This is a genomic window from Bacillus cereus group sp. MYBK227-1 (assembly GCF_051916325.1).
In the GTDB taxonomy this organism is placed as follows: Bacteria; Bacillota; Bacilli; order Bacillales; family Bacillaceae_G; genus Bacillus_A; species Bacillus_A cereus.
In genome coordinates, this window is the sequence record NZ_JBQAGK010000002.1 from 604,526 (window position 1) to 628,029 (window position 23,504).

A 23,504-nucleotide genomic window follows, 5' to 3' on the forward strand; every position below is an offset into this window, starting at 1 on the left:
TATGACCTGTCATGATGTTAATAATGAAACGAAAGAAAAAAAAGATTTAAAATGGTGGCAACTCTCACTTATTGGGATTGGTTGTACGATAGGGACGGGCTTTTTTTTAGGATCTAGTATAGGAATTAAAATAGGTGGTTCTTCAATTATTCTTATTCTTATTTTAACTGGATTCACTACATATATTGTATTTGAGGCATTGGCAAAAATGGCTGTAGAAGATCCACAAAAAGGATCTTTTCGCATTTATTCAAGAAAAGCTTTTGGAAATTGGGCGGGTTTTAGTCATGGGTGGACATATTGGTGTTCTGAACTGCTTATTATGGGTAGCCAGTTAAGTGCGTTAGGAATCTTTTCACGCTATTGGTTTCCTAAAATACCATTATGGATATTTGCTACTATATATGGAGTAGCGGCTATATTAATTATTTTTATAGGGGTAAAAATATTCGAACGTTTAGAGAAATGGATGGCTATTATAAAGATTGCTGCTATTATGGGGTTTATTGTAATTGCTATTTTGGTTATTTTAGGATTTATAAAGGGTGGTTTATATAAAGCACAAATTCCGCGGAATTTTAAAGATTGGTTTCCAAATGGATTAAAAGGCACATGGTCCTCTCTAATTTATGCATTTTATGCATTTGGAGGAATTGAAATTATGGGGTTAATGACAATAAGGCTTAAAGACCCTAAAGATGCAAAGAAATCAGGAAGAGTAATGTTAATGATTTTAACGATTATTTACGTAGTCTCTTTAGGGTTGGCAATTATGATGGTTCCATTAAACCAGTTTAATACGAAAGAAAGTCCTTTTGTAATAGCATTACAAGATTATAATTTGCCGTACGTGCCATTTATTTTAAATGTGGTATTAATTTTAGCGGGTTTTTCAACATTAGTTGGTTCATTATTTGCAGTGACAAGTGTATTAATGAATTTAGCTGAAGAGGGAGATGCACCTGCAATGTTTGCTAAAAAAAATAAAAAAAACATCTCTTTTCCAGCCTTAATTCTTATTATAATTGGACTTGGTGCTTCTATCCTTAGTGCTTTATTCCTACCCAAAAATATATATGAATATGTAACAACTGCAGCTGGATTAATGTTGTTATATACATGGAGTTTAATTCTTCTTTCATTTTGGAAATTAATGAATCCCAAAGGTTGGATGCAGATAAAAAGTATTATTGGTCTTATTATGATTGCATTAGCTGTTAGTGGAACATTATTGCAAAAAACAACCCGTTTCGGTTTCCTAGTGAGTTTGTTGTTTTTAGGAATAGTTATTCTTGTTACTATAATTGTTCATTTTATCTCAAGAAAAAGAAATGCAGCTATATGAAGTATCTTTCTTTTCACAATAGGAATAGTATGTCAGAAATAAATAATAGAAGTTATTGAAAAATAATTTGGTAAGTTTGAAAACCAAAATATAATCCATAAATAATAAGTGATATGCCAGATACTACCGTTATAAGAGACAATATACGAGCATTCAAAATTTTACGAAACATACTAGATGTACTTGCCATCGTAATATCCCATATAAAAATACCTAAAATAATCCCTAAGCTATATAACAAAAGCTGCTCTTTATTATAAGAAGAAGCGGCTTTTGCTAATATCGAGCCGAAAATGCCAAGCCAAAATAGGATTGTTAATGGATTAGATAAAGACATAAAGAAACCAGAAAAGAAGCTTTTAATAATTGAATCGTCATTTTTAGTATTACTAATGCTAATTTGATTCGCATTTTTTAAACTTTCGATGCCTGTATAGATTAAAACAAAAGCTCCGAAAGACCATAAGAAAAGTTTTATAATATCTTTTTCAAGGAAATGAATTACCCCTAAATAAATAAGTGCCATGTAGATAACATCTGCAAGTAAGGCTCCTATGCCGAGAATCCAAGCGTGAAAAAACCCACTTCTAATACCCTTTTCTAACTGTGCAGCATTTATGGGCCCCATTGGAGCAGATAATGATAAACCCAAGAAAACATAGCTTAAAAATATCCCCACGTATAACATGCTCCTCCCACTAAATTTGATCTATATTAAATCTATTCAGTGGTTAAAGTTTGTACAACTAAATAATAAAAAGCAGAGGGGATTATTTATTTTTATGCAAGTATTTTATTATTCGAGAAAATGGACACTTTGATGGAATTGTCTCATCATCACGTAAAAAATATTGCTGCCATTCATAATTATCTTTTTGACCATAATCTTTGAGAGAAGGATGAATAGGAGCTTTATCATAAGCGGCTAGACGTTGACGTATTAAGTTTTTTAGTTTTCTACTGCGTTTCTCAGAGCTCATAATCCCCTGTAAAACCCATCTAGGGGTTAAAGCGAGCATCATACATGAAAAATGTCTACTTTGTCTATTGACATGGGCGGGTGTAGCGCAGTAAACGAAATATGATTCATTATGAAAGCAAAATTCCCAAGTGTTTTCCATAGGGTCATTTGGAATGTGTGTAGGCCATTCCATCTCGTCCAAACGGCTAGTTGTATTAAGAAGAGACCAATAAATATGTTCAAAATCTTCAACTGTAGTTTCTCGCTCTAAATCTATTGGTGTATGAATAAAAACAATAAATGAGGCGTATTGACCTGTTTCTCTAGAACATTCAGTATATTCTTTAAGTAATGCAGCAAAATCCGCACTAGTACTCATATCTCTAGGATCACCAATGAATCCGTATCTGAGGTGATTGGCTGTAAAACCGTGTTGGGCTGGTATACAAGGGAAAGGTTTATTTTTATCTGTCATTTTCAATTTGAAAGAACGAAAAGCTTCTTGTTGCCAATGTGGAAGGGTAGTAAAAATTTTTTGTAAAGAGTCTTTATCATAAAGTATAGTCATCTTTTTATCCCTCCTAAGTCATAATATATAGCCTATTAATTACTTAGAAATAGGTGACTAACACAGCAAGAATAATTGTTTTTCGTTTTATTAAAATGAAATAATTTAATGGGTACCCCCTGCAACGAGTTACTTTAATATCTAATAATGTATAAATTTAAGTAACTATAAAATTTGAAAAAATATGTAGGTACAATGTTCACATTTATATTTTCTAACTAGTATGGTTTATAACGAAATAAGAAAGGATGTATTATGATGTGGATTTTTAAAGAAGAAAAAATTAAATTTATAGATTGTAAAGGCGAAGAAGTCATTTTGAAAATCAAAATTAAGGATATAAAAAAGTAGGGAAGAGGAATTAGGTCTATTTTATTGTGATTAACATAGAAGAATGGAAAAAATGATAAATTAGGTTGAAATGAATTCATATAGTATAGGCCCTTTTTGAATTTTTTTTGCATAATGTAGAATGAATGCATATTAAGGAGGAACATCTATGTCTTATCCTAATCAATTAGCTTGGCATGAAACATTGGATTTACATGAATTAGTAGCATTCCAAGCGAATGGTTTAATTAAATTAAAAAAATCAGTTAGAAATGTACCAGATCAAGCACTTCAATCGTTATATATTAAAGCTATAAATGCTATACAAAACAATTTACAAGAGTTAGTACAGTTTTATCCATATGCTCCTGGATTTCAATCGCAACATCGTGATGACACTGGATTTTACGCTGGAGATTTGCTTGGGTTAGCAAAGACATCTGTTCGAAATTATGCAATAGCGATTACTGAAACTGCAACACCGCGACTTAGAGAAGTTTTAACCCGTCAAATAAATAGTGCTATACAATTACACGCACAGGTTTTTAATTTTATGTATGAACGTGGTTACTATCCAGCTTATGATTTAAAGCAGCTATTAAAAAATGATGTGCAGAATGTGCAAAAGGCGATACAAATGCAATATTAAAATGAAGATATGGAAATTATCTTTAGAGAAAAACTATAGTTTATATAGGTCAAACAGTTAAGACTAAATGGTAATTTCCATTGTTAATAAATTGATTAAATTCTACTAATATAAATTCATTCTAAAATATTTAAGAAATTATACAAAGTCTGTTTTAGAATACGAGCCCCCCTATTTAAGAACTTGTTAGAGAATTACTTTCTAAATAGAAATAGATGTTTGTATAATATGTGGTGATTATTGGTAAAAAAAGTTGTTATCGGGAATCTCTTGAACTAGAATTTTTAGTACAAGCTATAACGGATGTTTGTACATGTTTTAAACAGGAGAGTCATTCATTTTGAATTAACTTTGTTTAGTTTTCATTTGAAAAACAAACAAAAAATAAAAAAGTAGAAATAAAATATATAAATTCCAAACACTTGGAATTGTAGATATTCCGAAATAGATTCCTCCAGGTAATAACCAAATACTGCAAATTAAAATCAAAATATTTTCTCTTTTAACTATTGAAATGAACGCCCAAAAAGAGGGGAGTAATAACATGAAAAGAACCGTGATGAAAAAGTCTTTATTAGATAGTTGATCGCTATACGGATTAAAATATAGAAATAATAGCGAAAGTAAAAAGATACTTATAGATGAAATCAATCCTACATAAACATGTATATTGTTTTTCATAATTAAGATTCTCCCCTCAATAACAATCTACTTATAATTCTATTTTCAAAAACAAATTTTATGTAATTGTTCTATAAATAAAAAAGCAGTTAGCAAAAGCTAACTGCAGTGAGAAATTTACATCCATGAAATTAAGGAGTATAACTATCTCATGGGTTAAGTATAGTATGAACAAAAAAATTGAGCTTATACTAAAAAATTAAAAAGAGCAGTTATTGATTATGACTGCTCTTTAATGGCAAGAAATAAAGCCTGGGTAAGAAGCAGACTTTATTATATATAGTGTTTGCGAAATTTCAATTTTTATTCCAAAAGAGTAGTGCTATTCTTAGAATATAGATATTGCCTACATTCAGTTTTTTAACAGATTAAGTTTAAAAGCTTTTAAAGGATGATTTTGCATTATACTTTGATTCATTAATATAAAAATAAACAAAGTATTTCCGCGTTTAATGCATCTTTTTATCTATATATTTTCCGTAATCAGGTACAGCAATTTTATCAAATTCTTGAACGAGTGTTTTGAGGCTTGTTGATAGCAATTCACCCGACATCGGTATCCCGTGTCCAGTAACGGCGGTTAGAGGCTTTAACTTTTCTAGCTTAAGAACTGACTCTTTAGCGGCTTTCCAGTCTGTTGTTAAATAACGAGGCGGACCGCTTATTTCCTGTTCTTGAGTTATTACTTTATATAGATACTCCTGTTTCACTGTAACAAAAGCGTCCCCAGCGATTAAAGTTCGGTCTTTTTCTCGGAATAATGAAATATGCCCTGGAGTATGTCCTGGTGTATGAATCCATCTAAACTCTGGCATATGGGGAACAGTTCCATCGGTAGGTAGCGCTTTTACGTTATTTCCTAAGTCAATTGGTTCGTTTGGGAACAGAGGAGACATTTTCGCTACCATACCACCTTCAACTGTAGGGTCTGGTTCTGGATAGCTTTGTTGTCCAGTCAGGAACGGTATCTCCATTTGATGTGCATAGACGTGAACATCCCAATGCTTGATGAGTTCAATTATTCCCCCAACATGATCAAAATGGCCGTGAGTTAAAATAATTGCTTTTGGGCGACTATTGGTACCAAATCGATCTTTAGCGATAGAGATAATTTCATTTGCACATTTAGGCATTCCAGCATCAACTAAAACAAAATCATTGGTCTCAGGATTTCCAACAAAGCATATATTGACGATTTGAATCGTGTAACAAAATAAATCACGTAATACTTCGATGCCGTGACCACTTTCAATTGAAGTTGCTGGAATAAACTTGTAATCGCTTCCGTAATTCATTTCATTGTCCAATTTTTCTCCCCCTTAATATATTTTAATACGACATTATAGTTCCCTAATCTTGAAAATTCATTTTGGCGAATTTGAGAAAAGAATTAATGTGGGATTAAAAACAATAATTTAGTCCTAGAATTAAGAGGGATTCATATCAATTTATATAAAGTGCAAACAAAAAATATTGCTTTTAAAGTCACAGATTCTACTATTTTTTGAGGCGAATTTATGGCTTAATAAAAGATTTATAAAGATATTACAATATGGATTTATATAAAAAATACATAACAAAGTTCGATAGAAATCCATTATGTCTAATGATTGCTTTTCATAATAAAAGAATGTTTAAGTTTGGTGATGTAATTGAAGTGAATTAGAGGGGAAATAGAAGTGATGATCTCTTCCTAACTTAATTATATCATGTAATTTACGTTCGAAATAGACTGTTTCTTCTCATTTACTACTGTTACAATCAAGAACACATGAATAGTAAGGAGAGGTGCCAAATGAGTTCTTTCGTTCTCGATTTTCAGGAAATAGAAAAAACGCAGCTTTTTCTCGTTGGTGGAAAAGGATTGAATTTAGGGGAGTTATCCAATATTCAAGGGATACAAGTGCCAGAAGGGTTTTGTGTTACAACGGTAGGGTATGAACAGGTCATCGGAAAAAATGGAGCGTTTCAAACTTTATTGAATCAATTAGCAATGCTAAAAATTGAGGAACGAGATCGAATTGGTGAAATTAGTAAGCAGATTAGAGAAGTCATTATGGCGGTGGAAATTCCAGTTGATGTAGTGGAATCAGTAGCTCATTATCTCTCGCACTTTGGCGATGAACATGCATATGCAGTGCGTTCGAGTGCTACTGCTGAAGATTTACCGTATGCCTCGTTTGCTGGTCAACAAGATACGTATTTAAATGTTATTGGAAAAGAAAACATTTTGCAGCATATTAAAAAATGCTGGGCTTCTTTGTTTACAGATCGGGCGGTTATATACCGAATGCAAAACGGTTTTGATCATAATCAAGTTTCTATATGTGTTGTCATTCAAAAAATGGTTTTCCCTGAGGCTTCAGGGATTTTATTTACTGCGGATCCGATTACTTCGAATAGGAAGGTGTTGTCAATCGATGCCAGCTTTGGACTTGGCGAGGCGCTAGTATCTGGATTGGTTTCTGCCGATAATTATAAGGTAAAAGAAGACGAAATCGTCGAAAAGGTCATCGCAACGAAAAAATTAGCCATCTATGGACGAAAAGAAGGCGGAACAGAGAGAAAGAAAATTGCTCCTAATCAGCAAAAATTTCAAACACTTACTGAACAACAGATTTTACAACTAGCACGCATCGGAAGACAAATCGAAGCTTATTTTGGTTGTCCGCAAGATATTGAATGGTGCTTAGTTGATGATACAATTTATATAGTCCAAAGCAGACCGATTACGACTTTATATCCAATTCCAGAAGTAAATGATGGGGAAAATCACGTGTATATATCAGTTGGTCACCAACAAATGATGACCGATGCGATGAAACCATTAGGTTTATCTTTTTTCCTGTTAACGACTAGTGCACCTATGTGTAAAGCCGGAGGAAGACTATTTGTTGATGCTACGCAAAGACTAGCTTCACCTGCTAGCAGAGATTACTTAATAAACACTTTAGGTAAATCGGATCCGCTCATACGAGATGCATTAACGACTGTAATTGAGCGAGAGAATTTTATTAAATTGTTATCGGATGATGAAAAAGAAAAGGATCTTAGTAAAAATGTGCCACCTGCAAGTTCGCAACAACAACCTGAAAACGATCCGGAAATCATTACGAATTTAATAAAGAATAGTGAATTATCAATAGAAGAATTAAAACGAAACATGCAAACGAAATCAGGGGTGGATGTACTTGATTTTATTTTAGAAGACATTCAGCAATTAAAGAAAGTATTATTTAACTCGCAAAGTATAGCTATCATTATGGCAGGTATGAATGCTTCATCATGGATTAATGAAAAGATGGAGCAGTGGCTAGGAGAAAAAAATGCAGCAGATGTACTTTCACAATCTGTACAACATAATATTACGTCAGAAATGGGGCTAGCGTTATTGGATGTGGCAGATGTGATTCGGCCGTATCTGGAAGTCATTGCGTATTTACAGCATGTAGAAGATGACAGCTTTTTAGATGAATTAATTCAGTTTAAAGGCGGGGAAAAAGTTCGGGATGCAATCGATGCTTTTCTAAATAAATATGGAATGAGATGCAGCGGAGAAATCGACATTACGAAAACGCGCTGGAGTGAACAGCCAGCTACAATTATACCGATGATTTTAAATCATATAAGAGACTTTGAATATGGTGCTAGTAAGCGGAAGTTTGAAGAAGGGCTACAGGAAGCTTTGAAAAAAGAAAAAGAGTTGTTAGAGCGATTGCAGCACTTGCCGGATGGGGAACAAAAAGTAGAAGAGACGAAGAGAATGATTTGTAACCTCCGCAATTTCATCGGTTATCGTGAATATCCGAAATACGGCATGATTCATCGTTATTTCATATATAAGCAGGCATTACTGAAAGAAGCAGAGAAACTTGTGCAAAATAATGTTCTGGATGAAATAGAAGATATATACTATCTAACTTTTGAAGAACTTCACGAAGTCGTCCGCACAAATAAACTAGATTACAAGATTATTCATAAACAAAAAAATGCGTACAAATTATATGAAAAACTAACACCTCCGCGTGTTATCACGTCTGATGGAGAAATCATTACAGGTAAGTACAAACGCGAAAATCTCCCGGCTGAAGCAATTGTAGGTTTGCCTGTTTCTTCTGGAGTGGTTGAGGGGAGAGCACGCGTTATTTTAAACATGGAAGACGCGAATTTGGAAGATGGAGATATATTAGTTACGGCATTTACCGATCCTGGGTGGACACCTTTGTTTGTTTCTATAAAAGGGTTAGTCACTGAAGTCGGCGGGCTTATGACGCACGGAGCAGTGATTGCACGTGAGTATGGCCTGCCAGCAGTTGTTGGAGTAGAGAACGCTACGAAACTAATAAAAGACGGGCAACGAATTCGGGTACATGGAACAGAAGGATATATTGAAGTGTTGTAGTTGTATTTTAGATAAATAAAGAAATCGTCCACTAAATATAGTGGACGATTTCTTTATGATTTTAATAGTTTTATCAACTTTCATCAATATTTTCTGAAATATTGATGAATCAGAATGTATGTTCATCTAAAACAAAGGATTTTTTCAAAAATATTACAAATTCAGACAATGCATTGATAATTTTCTGAATTTTCCGTAATATATAAACGTTGTATCGTATTTAATATTGGGGAGGAATAGGGATGAAGAAAAAACCTTTTAAAGTGCTGTCTACGCTTGCGGCGGCAGCTGTGCTTAGTTGCACATTTGGGTATGGGGGTCAATCTGTTTATGCGGCAACGCCGTCTAATGGAGGAACTTTAAGTCCCATTGATGAAAATTTAATTCAAGAGGAGCGTTTAGCAGATGCGCTCAAGAAACGCGGTGTAATTAATGAATCTACGTCGAAAGAAGACACATTAAAAGCTGTTGAAAAATACGTAGAGAAGAAAAAAGGAGAAAATGCGGGAAAAGAACCAGCAGCGGGGGATAGTGTTACGAGAGAAGCGGCTGACTTTTTGAAAAAAGTTAAAGATGCAAAAGCAGATGAGAAAGAAAAAGCAGATCAACCTGCTAGTGGTCCAGTAGCGGGACAAGAGCCGGTTAAAGGGGGATTAAACGGCCAAGTACCAACTACTTCAGCGAAGCAAAAACAATATAACGGTGATGTTCGTAAAGATAAAGTTCTCGTATTGCTAGTAGAGTTTGCGGACTTTAAGCATAACAATATTGATCAAGTACCAGGTTATATGTATTCAAATGATTTTAATCCAGAACATTATCAAAAAATGTTATTTGGTAATGAGCCATTTACACTCTTTGATGGTTCAAAAGTACCAACATTTAAACAATATTATGAAGAGCAATCTGGTGGTAGTTATACAGTAGATGGCACAGTAACAAAGTGGTTGACAGTTCCTGGTAATGCGGCAGATTATGGCGCAGATGCAGGAGATGGCGGTCATGATAATATGGGACCAAAAGGACCTCGTGATTTTGTAAAAGAGGCATTAAATGCGGCTGTAGAAAGTGGTATTGATTTATCTGAATTTGACGAATACGATCAATATGACAATAATGGTGATGGCAATAAAAATGAACCAGATGGTCTGATTGATCACTTAATGGTCATTCACGCTGGAGTTGGGCAAGATGGGGGCGGTGGTAGACTAGGTGATGATGCAATTTGGTCACATCGTTGGCACCTTGGAACACCATATCCAATTGAAGGAACAAAAGCAAAAGTTGATAACTGGGGCGGTAAGATGGCAGCATACGACTACACAATTGAGCCAGAAGACGGAGCGGTTGGTGTATTCGCACATGAATTTGGTCATGATTTAGGTCTTCCAGATGAGTATGATACGAAGTACACAGGAGCAGGTGAGCCAATTAACTCCTGGTCTGTTATGAGTGGCGGTAGCTGGGCTGGTAAAATTGCAGGAACAACGCCACCGAGTTTCTCTCCGCAAAACAAAGAGTTCTTTCAAAAGAACATAGGTGGAAACTGGGCCAATATTGTAGAGGTTGACTATAATAAATTAAATCGTGGTATTGGCTATGCGACGTATTTAGATCAAAGTGTAACGAAATCAAATCGTCCTGGTCTGATTCGTGTTAACTTACCAGATAAAGAGGTGAAAGGTATTCAGCCTGCATTCGGTAAGAAGTACTACTATAGTACAAAAGGTGATAACCTTCATACAACATTAGAAACGCCAGTGTTTGATTTAACAAATGCAACAAATGCGAGGTTTGATTATAAATCAATGTATGAAATTGAAACGGATTATGACTTCCTTGAAGTACATGCAGTGAAAGAAGATGGTACGAAAACGTTAGTGGATCGAATTGGTGAAAAAAATGTGAAAAATGGTCTAGACACAACAGATGGTAAATGGGTAGATAAGTCTTATGACTTAAGCAAATTTAAAGGTCAAAAAGTAAAATTAGTATTCGAATACATTACAGATGGTGGTTTAGCGCCGACCGGTTTTACTTTTGATAATGCTACATTAACTGTAGATGGAAATGTTGTGTTCTCTGATGATGCAGAAGGCGAAACGAAATTTAAATTAAATGGTTTTGTTGTAGCAGACGGTTTTGATAAGAAGAAGCATAACTACTATTTAGAGTGGAGAAACTATGCTGGTGCTGATCAAGCGTTAAAATATAGCAGTGGTGTACCATATAATACAGGTCTGCTAGTATGGTATGCAGACTCTAGCTTTACAGATAATTGGGTTGGTTTACATCCAGGTGAAGGTTTCTTAGGAGTTGTTGACTCTCACCCAGAGGCAATTGTTGGAACACTAAACGGCAAACCAACTGTTAAAAATAGTACACGATTCCAAATCGCAGATGCTGCGTTCTCCCTTAACCAAACGCCAGCATGGAAAGTGGTATCTCCAACACGCGGAACATATGATTACAAAGGATTACCAGGTGTAACGAAGTTTGATGACTCTAAATTGTATATAAATGATTTAATCCCAGATGCAGGACGTAAATTACCGAAATTTGGATTGAAATTTGAAGTAGTTGGACAAGCAGATGATAATTCTGCAGGTGCAGTTCGTTTATATCGTTAATAATGTAGAAGCTGTTGAAGGGGAGTCCTTTCAACAGCTTTTTTTACAGAAACATAAATTTCAAGTTATTAATAAAATAATAGAAATTACTAAGCAAGCGGGCTTATTTCTTTAAGCCAGCAGCATAAAAAGGTCCATGAACTGCGATTGTTGATAAAAAGCGAGCAATCTCCTCAGGTGTTTCTTTTTGTCCATTATTTAACCATTGTTGGATGACACCTATATGTGCAGATGCCATATAAGAAGTTAAATATTCGCTTGGAACAAGTAAATTCTCCTTATTAATGAGAGGACCATTCGTATCTTCAAATAATGTTTTCCACATAAAGTCTTTCAGTTTTGTTTGGAAAGATAAATCTCCTTTCGGACTTAGTACTGCTCTCATAAAATCACTATTTTCATTTAGAAATTCAAGAATAGAAGTGATAAGTATAAATGGCATTGTTGGAGAAGGATTTGATCCAAGGTCAGCAATAACTTCCGGGAATTTCTGTTTAGCAATGTTAGAAAACTCGTACATAATGTCTTCTTGGCATTTTGTCATTAAATCAAATTTATCTTGATAGTGCGCATAGAAAGTACCGCGATTAATGTTTGCTTTCGTTGTAATATCTTTCACTGTAATGGCGTCAAAACCTTTTTCTTCAATTAGCTCCACCAATGCATTTCGTATGGCAGTTTTCGTACGAACAACACGCAAATCTAAATTATTATCGCGCAAAGCATATCCCTCCTTAATTTTACTCAACACATTTGGAAAATGTGTCTTATAACCAACACATTCACGATTTTTGATTATTGTATAAGGTTCAACTCGAACATATAATTCAAAATATAAATAAACAACACGTTGTTGGTTATTATAGATCAAATTAAGGGAGGAGAAAAGAAAATGTTTAAAAATAAACTTTTATTTTTATCACCAGTTATTGCACTACTTGTTGTTTTTATTTTTTCATTAACGCTATTTCCAACTGTTCAACCGCAGCCGAAAAACTTGCCAATTGCAATTGTAAATGAGGATCAAGGTGTAGAAATTCCAAATCAACCGAAAATGAATATGGGGCAAACGATCGTTGATAACATGAAAAAAACAGCGAAATCAGAGGAAGAACCCGCAGTGAAGTGGGTAGAAGTAAAAAATAAAGAAGCCGTTCAAAAGGGATTAAACAATAAAGAGTATTACGCGGCATTAGTCATCCCGAAAGAATTTAGCGCAAAACAAGCGTCGTTACGAACACCACAGCCATCTTCACCTGAGATAGAAATATATATTAATCAAGGAATGAATACGGCTGCATCAACTATGGCAGGGCAAATATTACAGGCGATTGTTGATAATATGAACAATACTGTTCGTACACAAATATTAGAAGGGTTGAAAGCAAAAGGAGCTACTGTAACAACAGATCAAGCTGAGAAATTAGTAACACCTATTGTAAAGAACGTGAAAAATGTGAATGAGGTCGGCAAAAATAGTGCGAACGGTAACTCACCAATATCATTATTCCAGTCGTTATGGATTGCAAGTTTAGCTAGTGCAGCGATTATTTTTATTGCGATTAGTAAAATGCCAGTAAGCTCAAGAAAAGAAAACTTTCTGTTAAAAGTAAAACAAATCGTAACAGGAGCTATTGCGACACTTGTAATTGGGTTTGGTCTTACATGGATTGCAGATGGGATGGTAGGGTTAAATATTTCGAACTTCACGGATACAGCTCTATTCTTATCCATTACTTCTTTTAGTTTCTTCTTAATGATATCTGCAGTACTATCATTAGTTGGGCTAAAAGGAATCGGTTTATTCGCTTTATTACTATTCTTCGGGGCACCGTTATTATCATTAGCACCTGAGATGTTGTCTCCGTTTTATCAAGACTGGGTTTACTCATGGTTACCAATGAAATTTATGATTGAAGGCCTAAGAGAAATCTTCTTCTTCGGAAAAGGGTTAAGCTGGAATACACCTGTTACTGTACTCGTTTGGATTGGTATAGTAAGTATGGTTACTATATTAGCAACTGCACTCAAACGTAGTGTAGTAAAAGGGCATAAAACAGAATTGAACGCTTAAAAACAAGCCGTTTCACTAATTAGTGAAACGGCTTGTTTGTGATTTTTTCTCAATGTAAATGCCTGATTGTTGAAAAGTGTAGTGTTTAGAATTAAGGCGAAATCTTTAAAGATCGCGTACGTTCCAAACAATCTCACCACGTTCATCATCCCACGTACTGTGATGTCGCTTAAATCCTATCTTTTCTAGTACCCGGAGGGAAGCGATATTCCAAGCACCTACAGTCGACCAAAGTCTTTGGCGCCCAGTAGCAATCGCCGCGTCCAGTACAACAGATGCGGCCTCAGTCGCATAACCTTTACCATGAGTGCTGCGGAACAACTCGTATGCAATCTCCGGCTCTTCAAGTGTGGAACGACCGATAATTAAGCCACAGTACCCAATGAAATCGCCTTCGTCTCTCCTTCGAATAGTGAGAAGGGAAATACCATTTTCGTCTGCCTTCTTGCGCATCTCAATAAGCCGGTTACGAACGGAATCAACGGCTGGAATGTCCACGCCACGTTCGCCAATTAATTTGCTCAGCCAAACGGAATCGGATTCCTCCCACATACTAAGCTCAAGTCTTTCGGTTTTCAGCTGGAAGGCCATAGTTTTAAATAAAGATGGCATAGTGGTACCTCCTAGTTATATGACTGGATTCATAATAGCTTCGCATCTCAACACCACATCTGGTTGGAAACCTGATTCATTCGCGAATTTATAGCAACAGCGTACAAAAAATAGTGATATTTTATCCGCTATTTGCCGTGTAGTAAAATCCCCACTGATTATAGTTTCACTTTATGAATAAGCAATTCCTTTACAAAATAGACCCTTTTCTCAAACTTTTCTTTCAATCTAAAGCCGTCCCGTTATATACACAGGCTCCTACTATTTCTAAATGCATAAAATGTTAAGCGAAAGTATGGGGGGATATGATGTATAATTCGAATTATTATGATTGGTATAGGCAGAATGATAAGTTAATTAGTGATATTGAAAAAGCTATAAATGGAGAGTATAGCGCTATAAGCTGCTATGCAAAATTAGCGAATATGGCTCCAAATCAAGTAGAACAAAAACAAATTCTTGAAATTCGTAATGATGAAATAAAGCATTTCCACAACTTTGTACAAATTTATACGAACTTAACTGGTAGGCAGCCAAAACCACAAATTACTGAAGACTGCCCAAATACGTATTTACAAGGATTAGAGTTCGCTATACAAGATGAACAAAAAACAGTAGATTTTTATTTGGAAATTTCAGATGAGACATCGGATGCACATTTGAAAGAGTTGTTACGGAGAATAGCTGCGGATGAACAAAATCATGCAGTATGGTTTTTATATTACTTCGTGAAGTCGAAGTGAGCATTAAGAATGACTGATGTGGTGAATATATTAGAAGTTATTTTAAAACGCAGTGCAACGATTGAATAAGATATGTAAATGTAAGTAGAAGGAAACCGTTTCGCTAGTAGTGGAGCGGTTTTTTTATGATGTACTTATGTATCGACAAAATATAGTAATTACATTTCATATATAATGTATAGAACAAAAATAAATAAGCTAGGAGCAGACATATGAAAAGAGGGATTACAGTAGATATTCTAGATGGATATGATAATTTACTTTGGAAAGTATTAAAGCCAATTGATATTACTGTATTTGATTGGCGAGTGAGGGATGAGGAGTCCTACTTAATAGCACGTGGTGAATTGGATGAGGCATTATTTCCAGAAGAACCAAGTGTAGTGGAAGGGTTAGCGTTGAAAAAGTTAGTTAAAGACAACATATATTATCTTATTTTTGCAGATTTAAAAGCATATCCTAAAGGAGAAATAGCGATAGATATTGAAACATACGAAGAGTTTAAGGAAAGCAAGTGTGAGGTAGTTGTATTAGCGGTGGATGCTCAATACATACAAATTTATGCGAAAGATCAAAAATCGATTGAATTAATGTATGAAAACGCAGTGAATCAAGGATTTTATGTAGAATATATTACAGATGAAAATGATGGAAGGACTCGTTTGTCAGTATGGTAGCAATTTGAAAGGGGAAAGGCAATATGGAGAGAAATATAAGTAAAGAATATGCAATTCGAATTGCTACTGAAAATGAAAGTGATAGTATTATCCTTTTATTAAAAGAGGTAGCACAATGGCTACAATATAAAGAAGTGGATCAGTGGCAGTATCTTTTAGGAGAGGAAGCTACGGCTGAAATACTAGAATGTATAAGAGAGAAATATACATATGTTGTTCTGAAAGAAGCTGAAATAGTTGGTACGGTTACAGTTTCTCCTAAACAAAATGAATGGGATGAACATATTTTTGGTAAAGAGGAAGTTTCTAATTCATTATATATTCATAGATTTGCGGTGAAACGGAAGTATAAGGGAAATGGAATAGGAGAATGGATTTTACGGTGGGTAGAAGAGAATGTGCAATGTGATAAAGAGTATTTGAAGTTAGATTGCGTGGGGCATAATCGTACGTTGAATGATTTTTATAAGAAAAATAGTTTTGAATATGTTGGAAGTACGGATGGGCTTAGTAAGTTTCAAAAGAAAAGGAGAATGTGAATGCATCCAATTAACGTAAGTTTAGTTGAAAAGTTAATACAGGAACAGTTTCCTGAATGGGCCCATTTAGAAGTGAAACCTGTAAAGTTTAGTGGGTATGATAATAGGACGTTTCACTTAGGCGATGAGATGAGTGTAAGATTGCCAAGTGATGTGGCATATGCACCGCAAGTAGAGAAAGAAAATAGTTGGCTTCCTATATTAAATAAGGGGCTTTCTTTACCGATTTCTACCCCACTTGCGAAAGGAAATCCGTCTGAAGCGTATCCATTGCCTTGGTCTATTAATAAGTGGATAGAGGGAGAAACAGTTACGAAACAAAACGTTCGGGATTTAAATGAATTTGCGGCGGACTTAGGATCTTTTTTAGTAGAATTGCAATCTATTAATGCGAGTAACGGACCTTTAGCTGGAACACATAATTTTTACCGAGGCGGACTTATATCTGTATATGATGAAGAGGCGAGAGTTGCTATTGAAAATAATAAGGATGTTTTTGACGAGGCATTATTAAAACACCTTTGGAATGTAGCACTTAGTTCAACATGGGATCGTAAGCCAGTTTGGGTTCATGGAGATGTAGCGCCAGGGAATTTACTCGTTAAAGATGGAAAGCTTTGTGCTGTAATTGATTTTGGTATTTTAGGTGTAGGAGATCCTGCTTGTGATGCAGCGATGGCGTGGACGTTTTTTGATGAAAATAGTAGAAATGTATTTAAAGAAGTATTACGCATGGATGAAGAAACGTGGAATAGAGCGAGAGGATGGGCACTTTGGAAGGCGTTAATTACATATGATGCGAATAGGGAGAGTAATGAAAAAGTAGCAGAAGAGTCGTATCGTTTCATTCAAGTGATTGTGGATGATTATGAGAGGTAATAGAAAAGCCTATTTTAAAATAGGCTTTTTCATATGATTAAATAGTAGAAATGGAAAGAAGGAATATAATATAATTGTACGGAATATTTAGATAACGGGAGGTGTCGAATTTTGAGTGAAATTGAATTAAAGAGTAATGTAATTAAGACAGGGCGAGAGAAGGGGATTATTCTTCGGTTTATACTTGCTAGTCTCGTTGGAGTGTTTATGTTTTTCGTTCCTGTTACGATAAACGGTGCATCGTCTATTATGATTGATCATATCGTATCGTGGATTAGGGCTTCGGTTCCTGGCGTAGTACCTTATTATGCATTATTTGTTATGGCGATTGGTGCGATTTATCCATTTTATACGAAGAAATGGAATGCATCTATTGTAGACATTTGTTTTTCTATTTTAAAAGTAGTTGGCGTTGTTTTTGGCATATTATATTGTTTAAAAGTAGGACCAGCTTGGTTCTTTGCGCCAGATATTGGGCCGTTTTTGTATGAGAAGCTAGTCATATCAGTAAGTTTGCTCGTTCCAATTGGCTCGGCGTTTTTAGCGTTATTAGTCGGATATGGATTGCTTGAATTTATCGGTACATTTTGTCGTCCGATTATGAGGCCATTATGGAATACGCCGGGGAGATCGGCGATTGATGCAGTTGCGTCCTTCGTTGGAAGTTATTCGCTTGCCCTTCTTATTACGAACCGCGTGTATAAAGAAGGAAAGTATACGACAAAAGAAGCGGCGATTATCGCTACAGGATTTTCTACAGTATCCGCTACATTTATGATCATCATCGCAAAAACATTAGATATTATGCATTTATGGAATGTTTATTTTTGGACTACACTTGTTGTAACATTCATCGTGACTGCTATCACCGTAAGAATCCCGCCCCTTAGTAGAAAACCAGATACATATGTAACAGAAGAAGGGTTCCCAGAGCCTGTTTATAAAGAGAAAATGTTGGAACGTGCTTGGGAAGATGCGTTAGAAGTATCAAAGTCTGCACCGAGCATTATGAAAAATATTGCAGTGAATTTAAAAGACGGATTTATTATGACAATGGGGATTTTACCATCCATTATGTCAGTAGGATTAATTGGTATCGTCTTAGCGAAGTTCACGCCAATATTTGATTGGATCAGTTATATTTTCTATCCGTTTACATGGTTATTACAATTACCGGAAGCAGACTTAGCTGCTAAAGCCGCATCAGTTGGCATTGCAGAAATGTTTTTACCGTCATTATTAGTAGTAAGTGCACCACTCGTGACAAAGTTTGTTATTGCAGTTGTTTCCGTATCATCTATTTTGTTTTTCTCCGCTTCCATTCCTTGTATATTATCAACAGATATTCCGTTAAAAGTATCTGAACTCATTATTCTGTATGTGCAGAGAACGATTTTAACGTTGCTTATTATTACGCCGATTGCTTATTTGTTGCTTTGAAGTTTTAATAAGATAAAGTTAAACAAAAGAAGCCGTCTGTAAAAAGAGGGCTTCTTTTGTTTAAAAGCGGGATATTCTTATTTATTTTTCGTATATGACGTAACGCTTCTTAAGAAGATTCCTAGTCCCGCAAAAAAGAATCCTAAGCATAATAAGCTGCCTGGCGTTCCCCAAGTAATTTGATCTAGCATTTTTTATCCCCTCCCGTTTATCATTATATAGAATTTATTGGAAATTATCAAAAAATTCTTTTTTTAATGATTACTGATGAGTCTTCCTACCTTATACGAGAAGAATATATTTGAAAAGAATTCTTTTCTTTATATTTTTTTATTCTTATAATGCGTTTTTGATTCTTATGATATAGTAACAACAAAGGGGGCTTAAAAATGGAAATTATTCACGAAAGAGCAAAGTTGCGGTTAATGGATAATACTGATGTCGAAACTTTGTTTTCGATTGTAGAAGGAAATCGGGATATTTGGGCGTATTTAATCTCTAAAATGGATAGTGTGCAAGATATGCAACAATACGTTCAAAAAGCGATAAAGGGTTACGGAAGAGGTACTCAAATACCTTTCATAGTCGTAGATCAACAGTCGAATAAGATTGTAGGAAGTACACGTTTATATAATATTTCAGTAGAAGATAAGACAGTTGAGTTAGGGCAAACGTGGTATCATCCGAGTGTGCAACGTACGAGTATAAATACAGAGTGTAAGTATATGCTTCTTCAGTATGCTTTTGAAAAATTGCATATGCTGAGAGTGCAAATTAAGACGGATGCAAGAAATGAAAAAGCACAACGAGCAATTGAAAGGTTAGGCGCAGTAAAAGAGGGTGTGCTTCGAAATGAAAGAAAATTACCGAATGGTTATGTGAGAGATGCGGTGGTGTACAGTATTATCTCGAGTGAATGGCCAAGCGTAAAAGAAAAATTGTTAGAAAAATTAGAGTTGTATAAAGAAAAGTTATAATTCGTGTTTTGAAAGGTATATTGTTCGTGAGATATGAAAAATATACCTTTTTTCTTACAAAATGCTACTTTATTTTAATTCCTTTTGTTTCATCGTTCCCTTCTGAGAAAAAATTCGTTACAATGTAGTTGTATGGTAATAAACTTATGAATTTAAAAAATGTAATGAAAACCGCAAATGAAAATGAATTGATAATCCTCAATTTTAAATGAAAACCCTTTTATACATAAATAACAAGTAAAGTTCCTTCTTTTAAATAAACTCAAACAAAACGATTTGATATAAATGTTTTTTATAGAAGTATGGATGATGTACGGAGGCAATTACAAATGAAAGAAAATAAGAAGAGTAAGAAAAGACGAATCTTTCAAGTATTTTTACTAATGATTTGTTCTGCTATTTTATATGTAAGTTATGCAGCTTACGATATTTGGAGTTATCGTTTTAAAGCAAATGATGACGTGAAAACGGATGCTGGTATCGTACTAGGAGCAGCTTCATGGAACGGAAAACCATCTCCTGTATTTAAAGAAAGAATTAATCATGCGATTTCTTTATATAAGAACGGAAATATTAAAAAGATTATTTTTACAGGTGGTACAAAGTTCGAGGCAGAACTTGAGGAAGCACGTACTGCAAGAGTATATGCAATGAAACAAGGTGTAAAAGAGGAAGATATTTTAATTGAAACTAAATCCCTTTTCACTGAAGAAAATTTAAAAAATGCGAAGCAAGTTGGAATAGAGAACGGCATACAAACATACACGATTGTAAGTGATCCACTTCATATGAAACGCGCAATGAGAATCGCAAAACATATTAATATTGAAGCGTATGCTTCACCAACGCCGACATCAGCATATAAAACGTTAGATACAGAAATACCATTCTTCTTTAAAGAATTATTCTCGTATATTGGATATGTAACCTCTTTGCCATTAAAAGCATTGAAGGGGGACTAATATAAGAAAAGGATCTATCCTTAAATAGGAACTTTTCTTATTAGTCAAAAACATTGTATTTTTATCGGAATAGTGAAATAATAGAGAGGTAGCTTCATATAATCATAATGACAAAATGAACGGTTTATGAATCGAGCATAAAGTGAAACTTTAATCAGTGGGTGGGTTTCTAACTGATTATTAGTTGAACCAATCGGGCGTTTACGGGCAGTTGATCTCCCATCTAACTTCCTTTGCTTCACCTGAATTTTTAGGTGGGAGTTTTACTGCCCGCAAATAGCGGGATAAAGGAGATTATAGTATGGCACTCTCATTTGTTGAAACAGAAGAACAGTCTTTAATTATTGAGAAAATAAATAAATTGATTCCGAAGTTCATGGAAAGGGAGCATCAGCTAAGTGAATTAGGATCATTTCCGTATGAAAATATAAATGATTTGAAAGATATCGGATATACGAAATTAACGTTACCGAAGGAATTTGGTGGTAGTGCCATTTCTTTATATGACTTCGTTTTATTTCAAGAGAAAATCGCGGAAGGCTGTGGAGCTACTGCATTATCGATTGGCTGGCATCTTGGCATTGTGAAGGAGCTAGCGGAAAATCGCTCTTGGAATGATGAGATGTTCAAATGGTTTTGCGAAGAAGTACGTAATGGTGCGCTCTTTAACAGGGCAGCAACAGAACCGAAAACAGGGAGTCCGACGCGTGGCGGCAAACCAGAAACAATAGCGGCTCAACAAGGCGAGAAGTGGGTTATAAATGGAAGAAAAACTTTTACAACGATGGCGCCAGTACTTGATTATTTTATTATTTCAGCAAGTATGGAAGGCCGTGATGAAGTTGGTGAGTTTGTTATTCCAAGAAATACACTCGGTGTATCTATTGAAGAAACGTGGGATAGCGTTGCAATGCGAGGGACTGCTAGCCACGACCTTGTCTTACAAAATGTAGAGATAGACAACCGCTTTTTTACGGATGTAAAAGGCGGGAAAGTGAAACAAAAGGGTATTGGCTGGTTGCTACATATACCAGCATGTTATTTAGGAATTGCACAATCAGCAAGAAATTATGCAGTTCAATTTGCGGAATCATACAAGCCAAATAGTTTAAATCATTCTATTAGTTTATTGCCGAATGTTAGAAAATTAGTTGGAGAGTTAGAACTTGAGCTTATGCAAGCTCGTGTCTTTTTATATCAAATTGCGAAAAAGTACGATGAGGCAGAAGATAAACTATCACTGCAAGCAGAATTAGCAGCTGTGAAATATGCTGTAACAAATGCGGCGATATCTATAGTGGATAAATCGATGCGCATCGTAGGAGCAAAAAGTTTATCAGAAAAAAATCCGCTCCATCGTTACTATTTAAACGTCAGAGCAGGATTACACAATCCACCGATGGATGATGCAACATTGTCTATGCTGGCGGATGCGGCGTTTCGGTCGTGATTTTTGAAGTTTACATTTTATTGTTTATGGATATTATAGTTGTTTTGAAAGCACGGGTTTGATTAGTAATCAAACCCGTGCTTTTTATGTGTATGAAGTACTTAATGGAGATGTAGGTTTTTAATATAAATGATTATCATGGTGTTGTGATTGTTTCTTGTTGAAAAATTCTTATTGTAATGCCAGTTTGGAGGCTGTATAAACATTTTTCGTATTTAATCCCAAATTAAAGGTCTTTCCAAGTTAACCATTCGCAAATATTGTAAAAATTGACCCGCATGGACCGCATCATGATAGGCAATTCGTAATAGCATATCACCTAAATATCGTTGATAGCCAACATCACTTCTATCAATAAGTCTTGAATCTAGCTCGGCTATGCTTATTGATTGAACATATTCTATGAAGTCAGTAAAGTGTGATTGTGCCAATTCAATTTCTTTTTTTACACAAGTAATTGGCTCGTCATCATACGGGGTACGTATGTCGTTTATTGAACCGTTGTTTTTTATAATCATATGATAGTAAAAAGTTGAGCTCCATACGTGACGTATCATTTCACCAAAGGACATAGCCTCAGGATCAGGCTTCCAATTAAGAAAATTATCGGGAAGAGAATTCCATAATTTTTCTGAGCGCCTTCTCGTTTCTTTTAAATTTAATATACTAAGATCAATTGCATTCATAATACATTCTCCTTTACTATTAAACTTAAAATAATTGTATCAATTTAATAGTTAGGGTATCATCGAAATATGAATGTATATCCGAATATCTCATATATAGCTAAACTAATTGCTGAACCTACAAGAGCAATCATCTTAGATTGTCTAATGAATAATCAGGCACTACCTGCTAGTGAATTGGCTTATATGGCAAAAGTGTCACATCCAACAATTAGTTCGCATCTTTCTAAATTAGTAGAAGGGAATTTACTTACAGTTGAACAACATGGTAGACATCGTTACTATCGACTTGCTAATCAAGAAGTTGCAGAAGTGCTTGAAAAGTTAGGGACAATTGCACCAACAGTTCAAGTTCGCTCTTTAAAACAATCAAGCCAACTAAAACAAATTCGTTATGCTCGAACTTGTTATGATCATCTTGCAGGCAAACTCGGTGTAGAGATAACTGAAAAATTACTAGATAGGCAATTTATAATTTTAGAGGATGGAGAATACATTGTAACGGAACAAGGTAAGAAATGGTTTCTGAATTTTGGAATAAATGTTGATGAGGCAGATACAAAAAGGAGGGTATTTGCAAAACCTTGCCTTGATTGGAGTGAACGGCGTTACCATATTTCTGGTTGGTTAGGGTCTGCAATTGCAAAACTGCTTTTTGAACAGGGATGGATTACGAAAACGGATAAGAACCGAGCTGTCCATCTTACAAAGAAAGGTGTAAAGTTATTGGAAGATCAATTAGGCATTGATATGAAAACTGAGGAAAGAAAAGCTTGAAATTAGAAAAATCCGTCAAAATGAAGGGCTTTTTTCATTATGGTAGGAGTGTACATGAATAATAGGATGTTACCAATAATCGTTGCCAATAAAAAATCTTTCTTTTCATTCTTCTTTTTTAA

The 23,504-nt window shown here is 34.9% G+C and carries 20 protein-coding genes; 14 read left to right on the forward strand and 6 right to left on the reverse strand.

The window, feature by feature from the left end; all coding sequences use genetic code 11:
- The first annotated feature begins 1 nt into the window (after position 1).
- Positions 2-1,345, forward strand: coding sequence for an amino acid permease (locus ACTFRM_RS10110; protein WP_088054500.1), 1,344 nt, complete (start codon positions 2-4; stop codon positions 1,343-1,345).
- Between the two features lie 52 nt (positions 1,346-1,397).
- On the opposite strand, the gene ACTFRM_RS10115 is transcribed toward ACTFRM_RS10110, so the two are convergent.
- On the reverse strand, positions 1,398-2,024 hold the full coding sequence (locus ACTFRM_RS10115; protein ID WP_060852530.1) for a LysE family transporter: 627 nt from the start codon (positions 2,022-2,024) through the stop codon (positions 1,398-1,400).
- 91 nt (positions 2,025-2,115) lie between these two features.
- Positions 2,116-2,874, reverse strand: coding sequence for a YqcI/YcgG family protein (locus ACTFRM_RS10120; RefSeq protein WP_006920793.1), 759 nt, complete (start codon positions 2,872-2,874; stop codon positions 2,116-2,118).
- 499 nt (positions 2,875-3,373) lie between these two features.
- On the opposite strand from ACTFRM_RS10120, the gene cotF reads away from it, so the two are divergent.
- Positions 3,374-3,853: a spore coat protein CotF gene (gene cotF, locus ACTFRM_RS10125; RefSeq protein ID WP_060851962.1), complete on the forward strand. Its 480-nt coding sequence runs from the start codon at positions 3,374-3,376 to the stop codon at positions 3,851-3,853.
- A 1,130-nt stretch (positions 3,854-4,983) separates the two neighbouring features.
- Here cotF and ACTFRM_RS10130 read toward each other — a convergent pair.
- Positions 4,984-5,841, reverse strand: coding sequence for an MBL fold metallo-hydrolase (locus tag ACTFRM_RS10130; protein ID WP_000368288.1), 858 nt, complete (start codon positions 5,839-5,841; stop codon positions 4,984-4,986).
- A 488-nt stretch (positions 5,842-6,329) separates the two neighbouring features.
- Here ACTFRM_RS10130 and ppsA point away from each other — a divergent pair, with 488 nt between their 5' ends.
- On the forward strand, positions 6,330-8,936 hold the full coding sequence (ppsA, locus tag ACTFRM_RS10135; protein WP_426866054.1) for a phosphoenolpyruvate synthase: 2,607 nt from the start codon (positions 6,330-6,332) through the stop codon (positions 8,934-8,936).
- A 242-nt stretch (positions 8,937-9,178) separates the two neighbouring features.
- A complete protein-coding gene (locus ACTFRM_RS10140) occupies positions 9,179-11,566 on the forward strand; it encodes an immune inhibitor A domain-containing protein (RefSeq protein WP_000728991.1) in 2,388 nt (795 codons plus the stop codon).
- A 103-nt stretch (positions 11,567-11,669) separates the two neighbouring features.
- Here the strand turns inward: ACTFRM_RS10140 and ACTFRM_RS10145 are convergent, their stop codons facing one another.
- The gene (locus ACTFRM_RS10145) at positions 11,670-12,287 is read right to left on the reverse strand and encodes a TetR/AcrR family transcriptional regulator (RefSeq protein WP_001205504.1); all 618 of its coding nucleotides are present in this window, start codon (positions 12,285-12,287) and stop codon (positions 11,670-11,672) included.
- Positions 12,288-12,458: 171 nt separating this feature from the next.
- Here ACTFRM_RS10145 and ACTFRM_RS10150 point away from each other — a divergent pair, with 171 nt between their 5' ends.
- The gene (locus tag ACTFRM_RS10150) at positions 12,459-13,640 is read left to right on the forward strand and encodes a YhgE/Pip domain-containing protein (protein ID WP_440043275.1); all 1,182 of its coding nucleotides are present in this window, start codon (positions 12,459-12,461) and stop codon (positions 13,638-13,640) included.
- Between the two features lie 105 nt (positions 13,641-13,745).
- Here the strand turns inward: ACTFRM_RS10150 and ACTFRM_RS10155 are convergent, their stop codons facing one another.
- Positions 13,746-14,252: a GNAT family N-acetyltransferase gene (locus ACTFRM_RS10155; RefSeq protein ID WP_440043276.1), complete on the reverse strand. Its 507-nt coding sequence runs from the start codon at positions 14,250-14,252 to the stop codon at positions 13,746-13,748.
- A 308-nt stretch (positions 14,253-14,560) separates the two neighbouring features.
- Here ACTFRM_RS10155 and ACTFRM_RS10160 point away from each other — a divergent pair, with 308 nt between their 5' ends.
- The 8 genes from ACTFRM_RS10160 (at position 14,561) to ACTFRM_RS10195 (ending at position 21,919) form a co-directional block, all read left to right on the forward strand.
- Positions 14,561-14,995, forward strand: a complete 435-nt coding sequence (locus ACTFRM_RS10160) for a ferritin-like domain-containing protein (protein ID WP_000282830.1) — start codon at positions 14,561-14,563, stop codon at positions 14,993-14,995.
- 212 nt (positions 14,996-15,207) lie between these two features.
- The gene (locus ACTFRM_RS10165) at positions 15,208-15,672 is read left to right on the forward strand and encodes a DUF2691 family protein (RefSeq protein WP_000820201.1); all 465 of its coding nucleotides are present in this window, start codon (positions 15,208-15,210) and stop codon (positions 15,670-15,672) included.
- A 23-nt stretch (positions 15,673-15,695) separates the two neighbouring features.
- Positions 15,696-16,211: a GNAT family N-acetyltransferase gene (locus tag ACTFRM_RS10170; RefSeq protein ID WP_000440749.1), complete on the forward strand. Its 516-nt coding sequence runs from the start codon at positions 15,696-15,698 to the stop codon at positions 16,209-16,211.
- On the forward strand, positions 16,212-17,090 hold the full coding sequence (locus tag ACTFRM_RS10175; protein ID WP_000553375.1) for an aminoglycoside phosphotransferase family protein: 879 nt from the start codon (positions 16,212-16,214) through the stop codon (positions 17,088-17,090).
- Positions 17,091-17,201: 111 nt separating this feature from the next.
- On the forward strand, positions 17,202-18,530 hold the full coding sequence (locus ACTFRM_RS10180; RefSeq protein ID WP_001289416.1) for a YjiH family protein: 1,329 nt from the start codon (positions 17,202-17,204) through the stop codon (positions 18,528-18,530).
- A gap of 389 nt (positions 18,531-18,919) precedes the next feature.
- On the forward strand, positions 18,920-19,507 hold the full coding sequence (locus ACTFRM_RS10185; RefSeq protein ID WP_000402586.1) for a GNAT family N-acetyltransferase: 588 nt from the start codon (positions 18,920-18,922) through the stop codon (positions 19,505-19,507).
- A gap of 329 nt (positions 19,508-19,836) precedes the next feature.
- Complete coding sequence (locus ACTFRM_RS10190) at positions 19,837-20,469, forward strand: YdcF family protein (RefSeq protein ID WP_000662215.1); 633 nt, start codon at positions 19,837-19,839, stop codon at positions 20,467-20,469.
- A 301-nt stretch (positions 20,470-20,770) separates the two neighbouring features.
- The gene (locus ACTFRM_RS10195; protein WP_001218359.1) at positions 20,771-21,919 is read left to right on the forward strand and encodes an acyl-CoA dehydrogenase family protein; all 1,149 of its coding nucleotides are present in this window, start codon (positions 20,771-20,773) and stop codon (positions 21,917-21,919) included.
- 215 nt (positions 21,920-22,134) lie between these two features.
- On the opposite strand, the gene ACTFRM_RS10200 is transcribed toward ACTFRM_RS10195, so the two are convergent.
- Positions 22,135-22,605: a DinB family protein gene (locus tag ACTFRM_RS10200; RefSeq protein ID WP_000991272.1), complete on the reverse strand. Its 471-nt coding sequence runs from the start codon at positions 22,603-22,605 to the stop codon at positions 22,135-22,137.
- Between the two features lie 69 nt (positions 22,606-22,674).
- Between ACTFRM_RS10200 and ACTFRM_RS10205 the strand changes: the two genes are divergently transcribed.
- A complete protein-coding gene (locus ACTFRM_RS10205; protein ID WP_001103807.1) occupies positions 22,675-23,382 on the forward strand; it encodes an ArsR/SmtB family transcription factor in 708 nt (235 codons plus the stop codon).
- The last annotated feature ends 122 nt before the right edge of the window (positions 23,383-23,504 follow it).

Excerpts from the sequence above, each read along its gene's own strand:
- ACTFRM_RS10110 (WP_088054500.1), top strand. The coding sequence starts at position 2 with ATGACCTGTCATGATGTTAATAATGAAACGAAAGAAAAAAAAGATTTA.
- ACTFRM_RS10120 (WP_006920793.1), bottom strand. The coding sequence starts at position 2,874 with ATGACTATACTTTATGATAAAGACTCTTTACAAAAAATTTTTACTACC.
- cotF (WP_060851962.1), top strand. The coding sequence starts at position 3,374 with ATGTCTTATCCTAATCAATTAGCTTGGCATGAAACATTGGATTTACAT.
- ppsA (WP_426866054.1), top strand. The coding sequence starts at position 6,330 with ATGAGTTCTTTCGTTCTCGATTTTCAGGAAATAGAAAAAACGCAGCTT.
- ACTFRM_RS10140 (WP_000728991.1), top strand. The coding sequence starts at position 9,179 with ATGAAGAAAAAACCTTTTAAAGTGCTGTCTACGCTTGCGGCGGCAGCT.
- ACTFRM_RS10150 (WP_440043275.1), top strand. The coding sequence starts at position 12,459 with ATGTTTAAAAATAAACTTTTATTTTTATCACCAGTTATTGCACTACTT.
- ACTFRM_RS10155 (WP_440043276.1), bottom strand. The coding sequence starts at position 14,252 with ATGCCATCTTTATTTAAAACTATGGCCTTCCAGCTGAAAACCGAAAGA.
- ACTFRM_RS10160 (WP_000282830.1), top strand. The coding sequence starts at position 14,561 with ATGTATAATTCGAATTATTATGATTGGTATAGGCAGAATGATAAGTTA.
- ACTFRM_RS10165 (WP_000820201.1), top strand. The coding sequence starts at position 15,208 with ATGAAAAGAGGGATTACAGTAGATATTCTAGATGGATATGATAATTTA.
- ACTFRM_RS10170 (WP_000440749.1), top strand. The coding sequence starts at position 15,696 with ATGGAGAGAAATATAAGTAAAGAATATGCAATTCGAATTGCTACTGAA.
- ACTFRM_RS10175 (WP_000553375.1), top strand. The coding sequence starts at position 16,212 with ATGCATCCAATTAACGTAAGTTTAGTTGAAAAGTTAATACAGGAACAG.
- ACTFRM_RS10185 (WP_000402586.1), top strand. The coding sequence starts at position 18,920 with ATGGAAATTATTCACGAAAGAGCAAAGTTGCGGTTAATGGATAATACT.
- ACTFRM_RS10190 (WP_000662215.1), top strand. The coding sequence starts at position 19,837 with ATGAAAGAAAATAAGAAGAGTAAGAAAAGACGAATCTTTCAAGTATTT.
- ACTFRM_RS10195 (WP_001218359.1), top strand. The coding sequence starts at position 20,771 with ATGGCACTCTCATTTGTTGAAACAGAAGAACAGTCTTTAATTATTGAG.
- ACTFRM_RS10200 (WP_000991272.1), bottom strand. The coding sequence starts at position 22,605 with ATGAATGCAATTGATCTTAGTATATTAAATTTAAAAGAAACGAGAAGG.
- ACTFRM_RS10205 (WP_001103807.1), top strand. The coding sequence starts at position 22,675 with ATGAATGTATATCCGAATATCTCATATATAGCTAAACTAATTGCTGAA.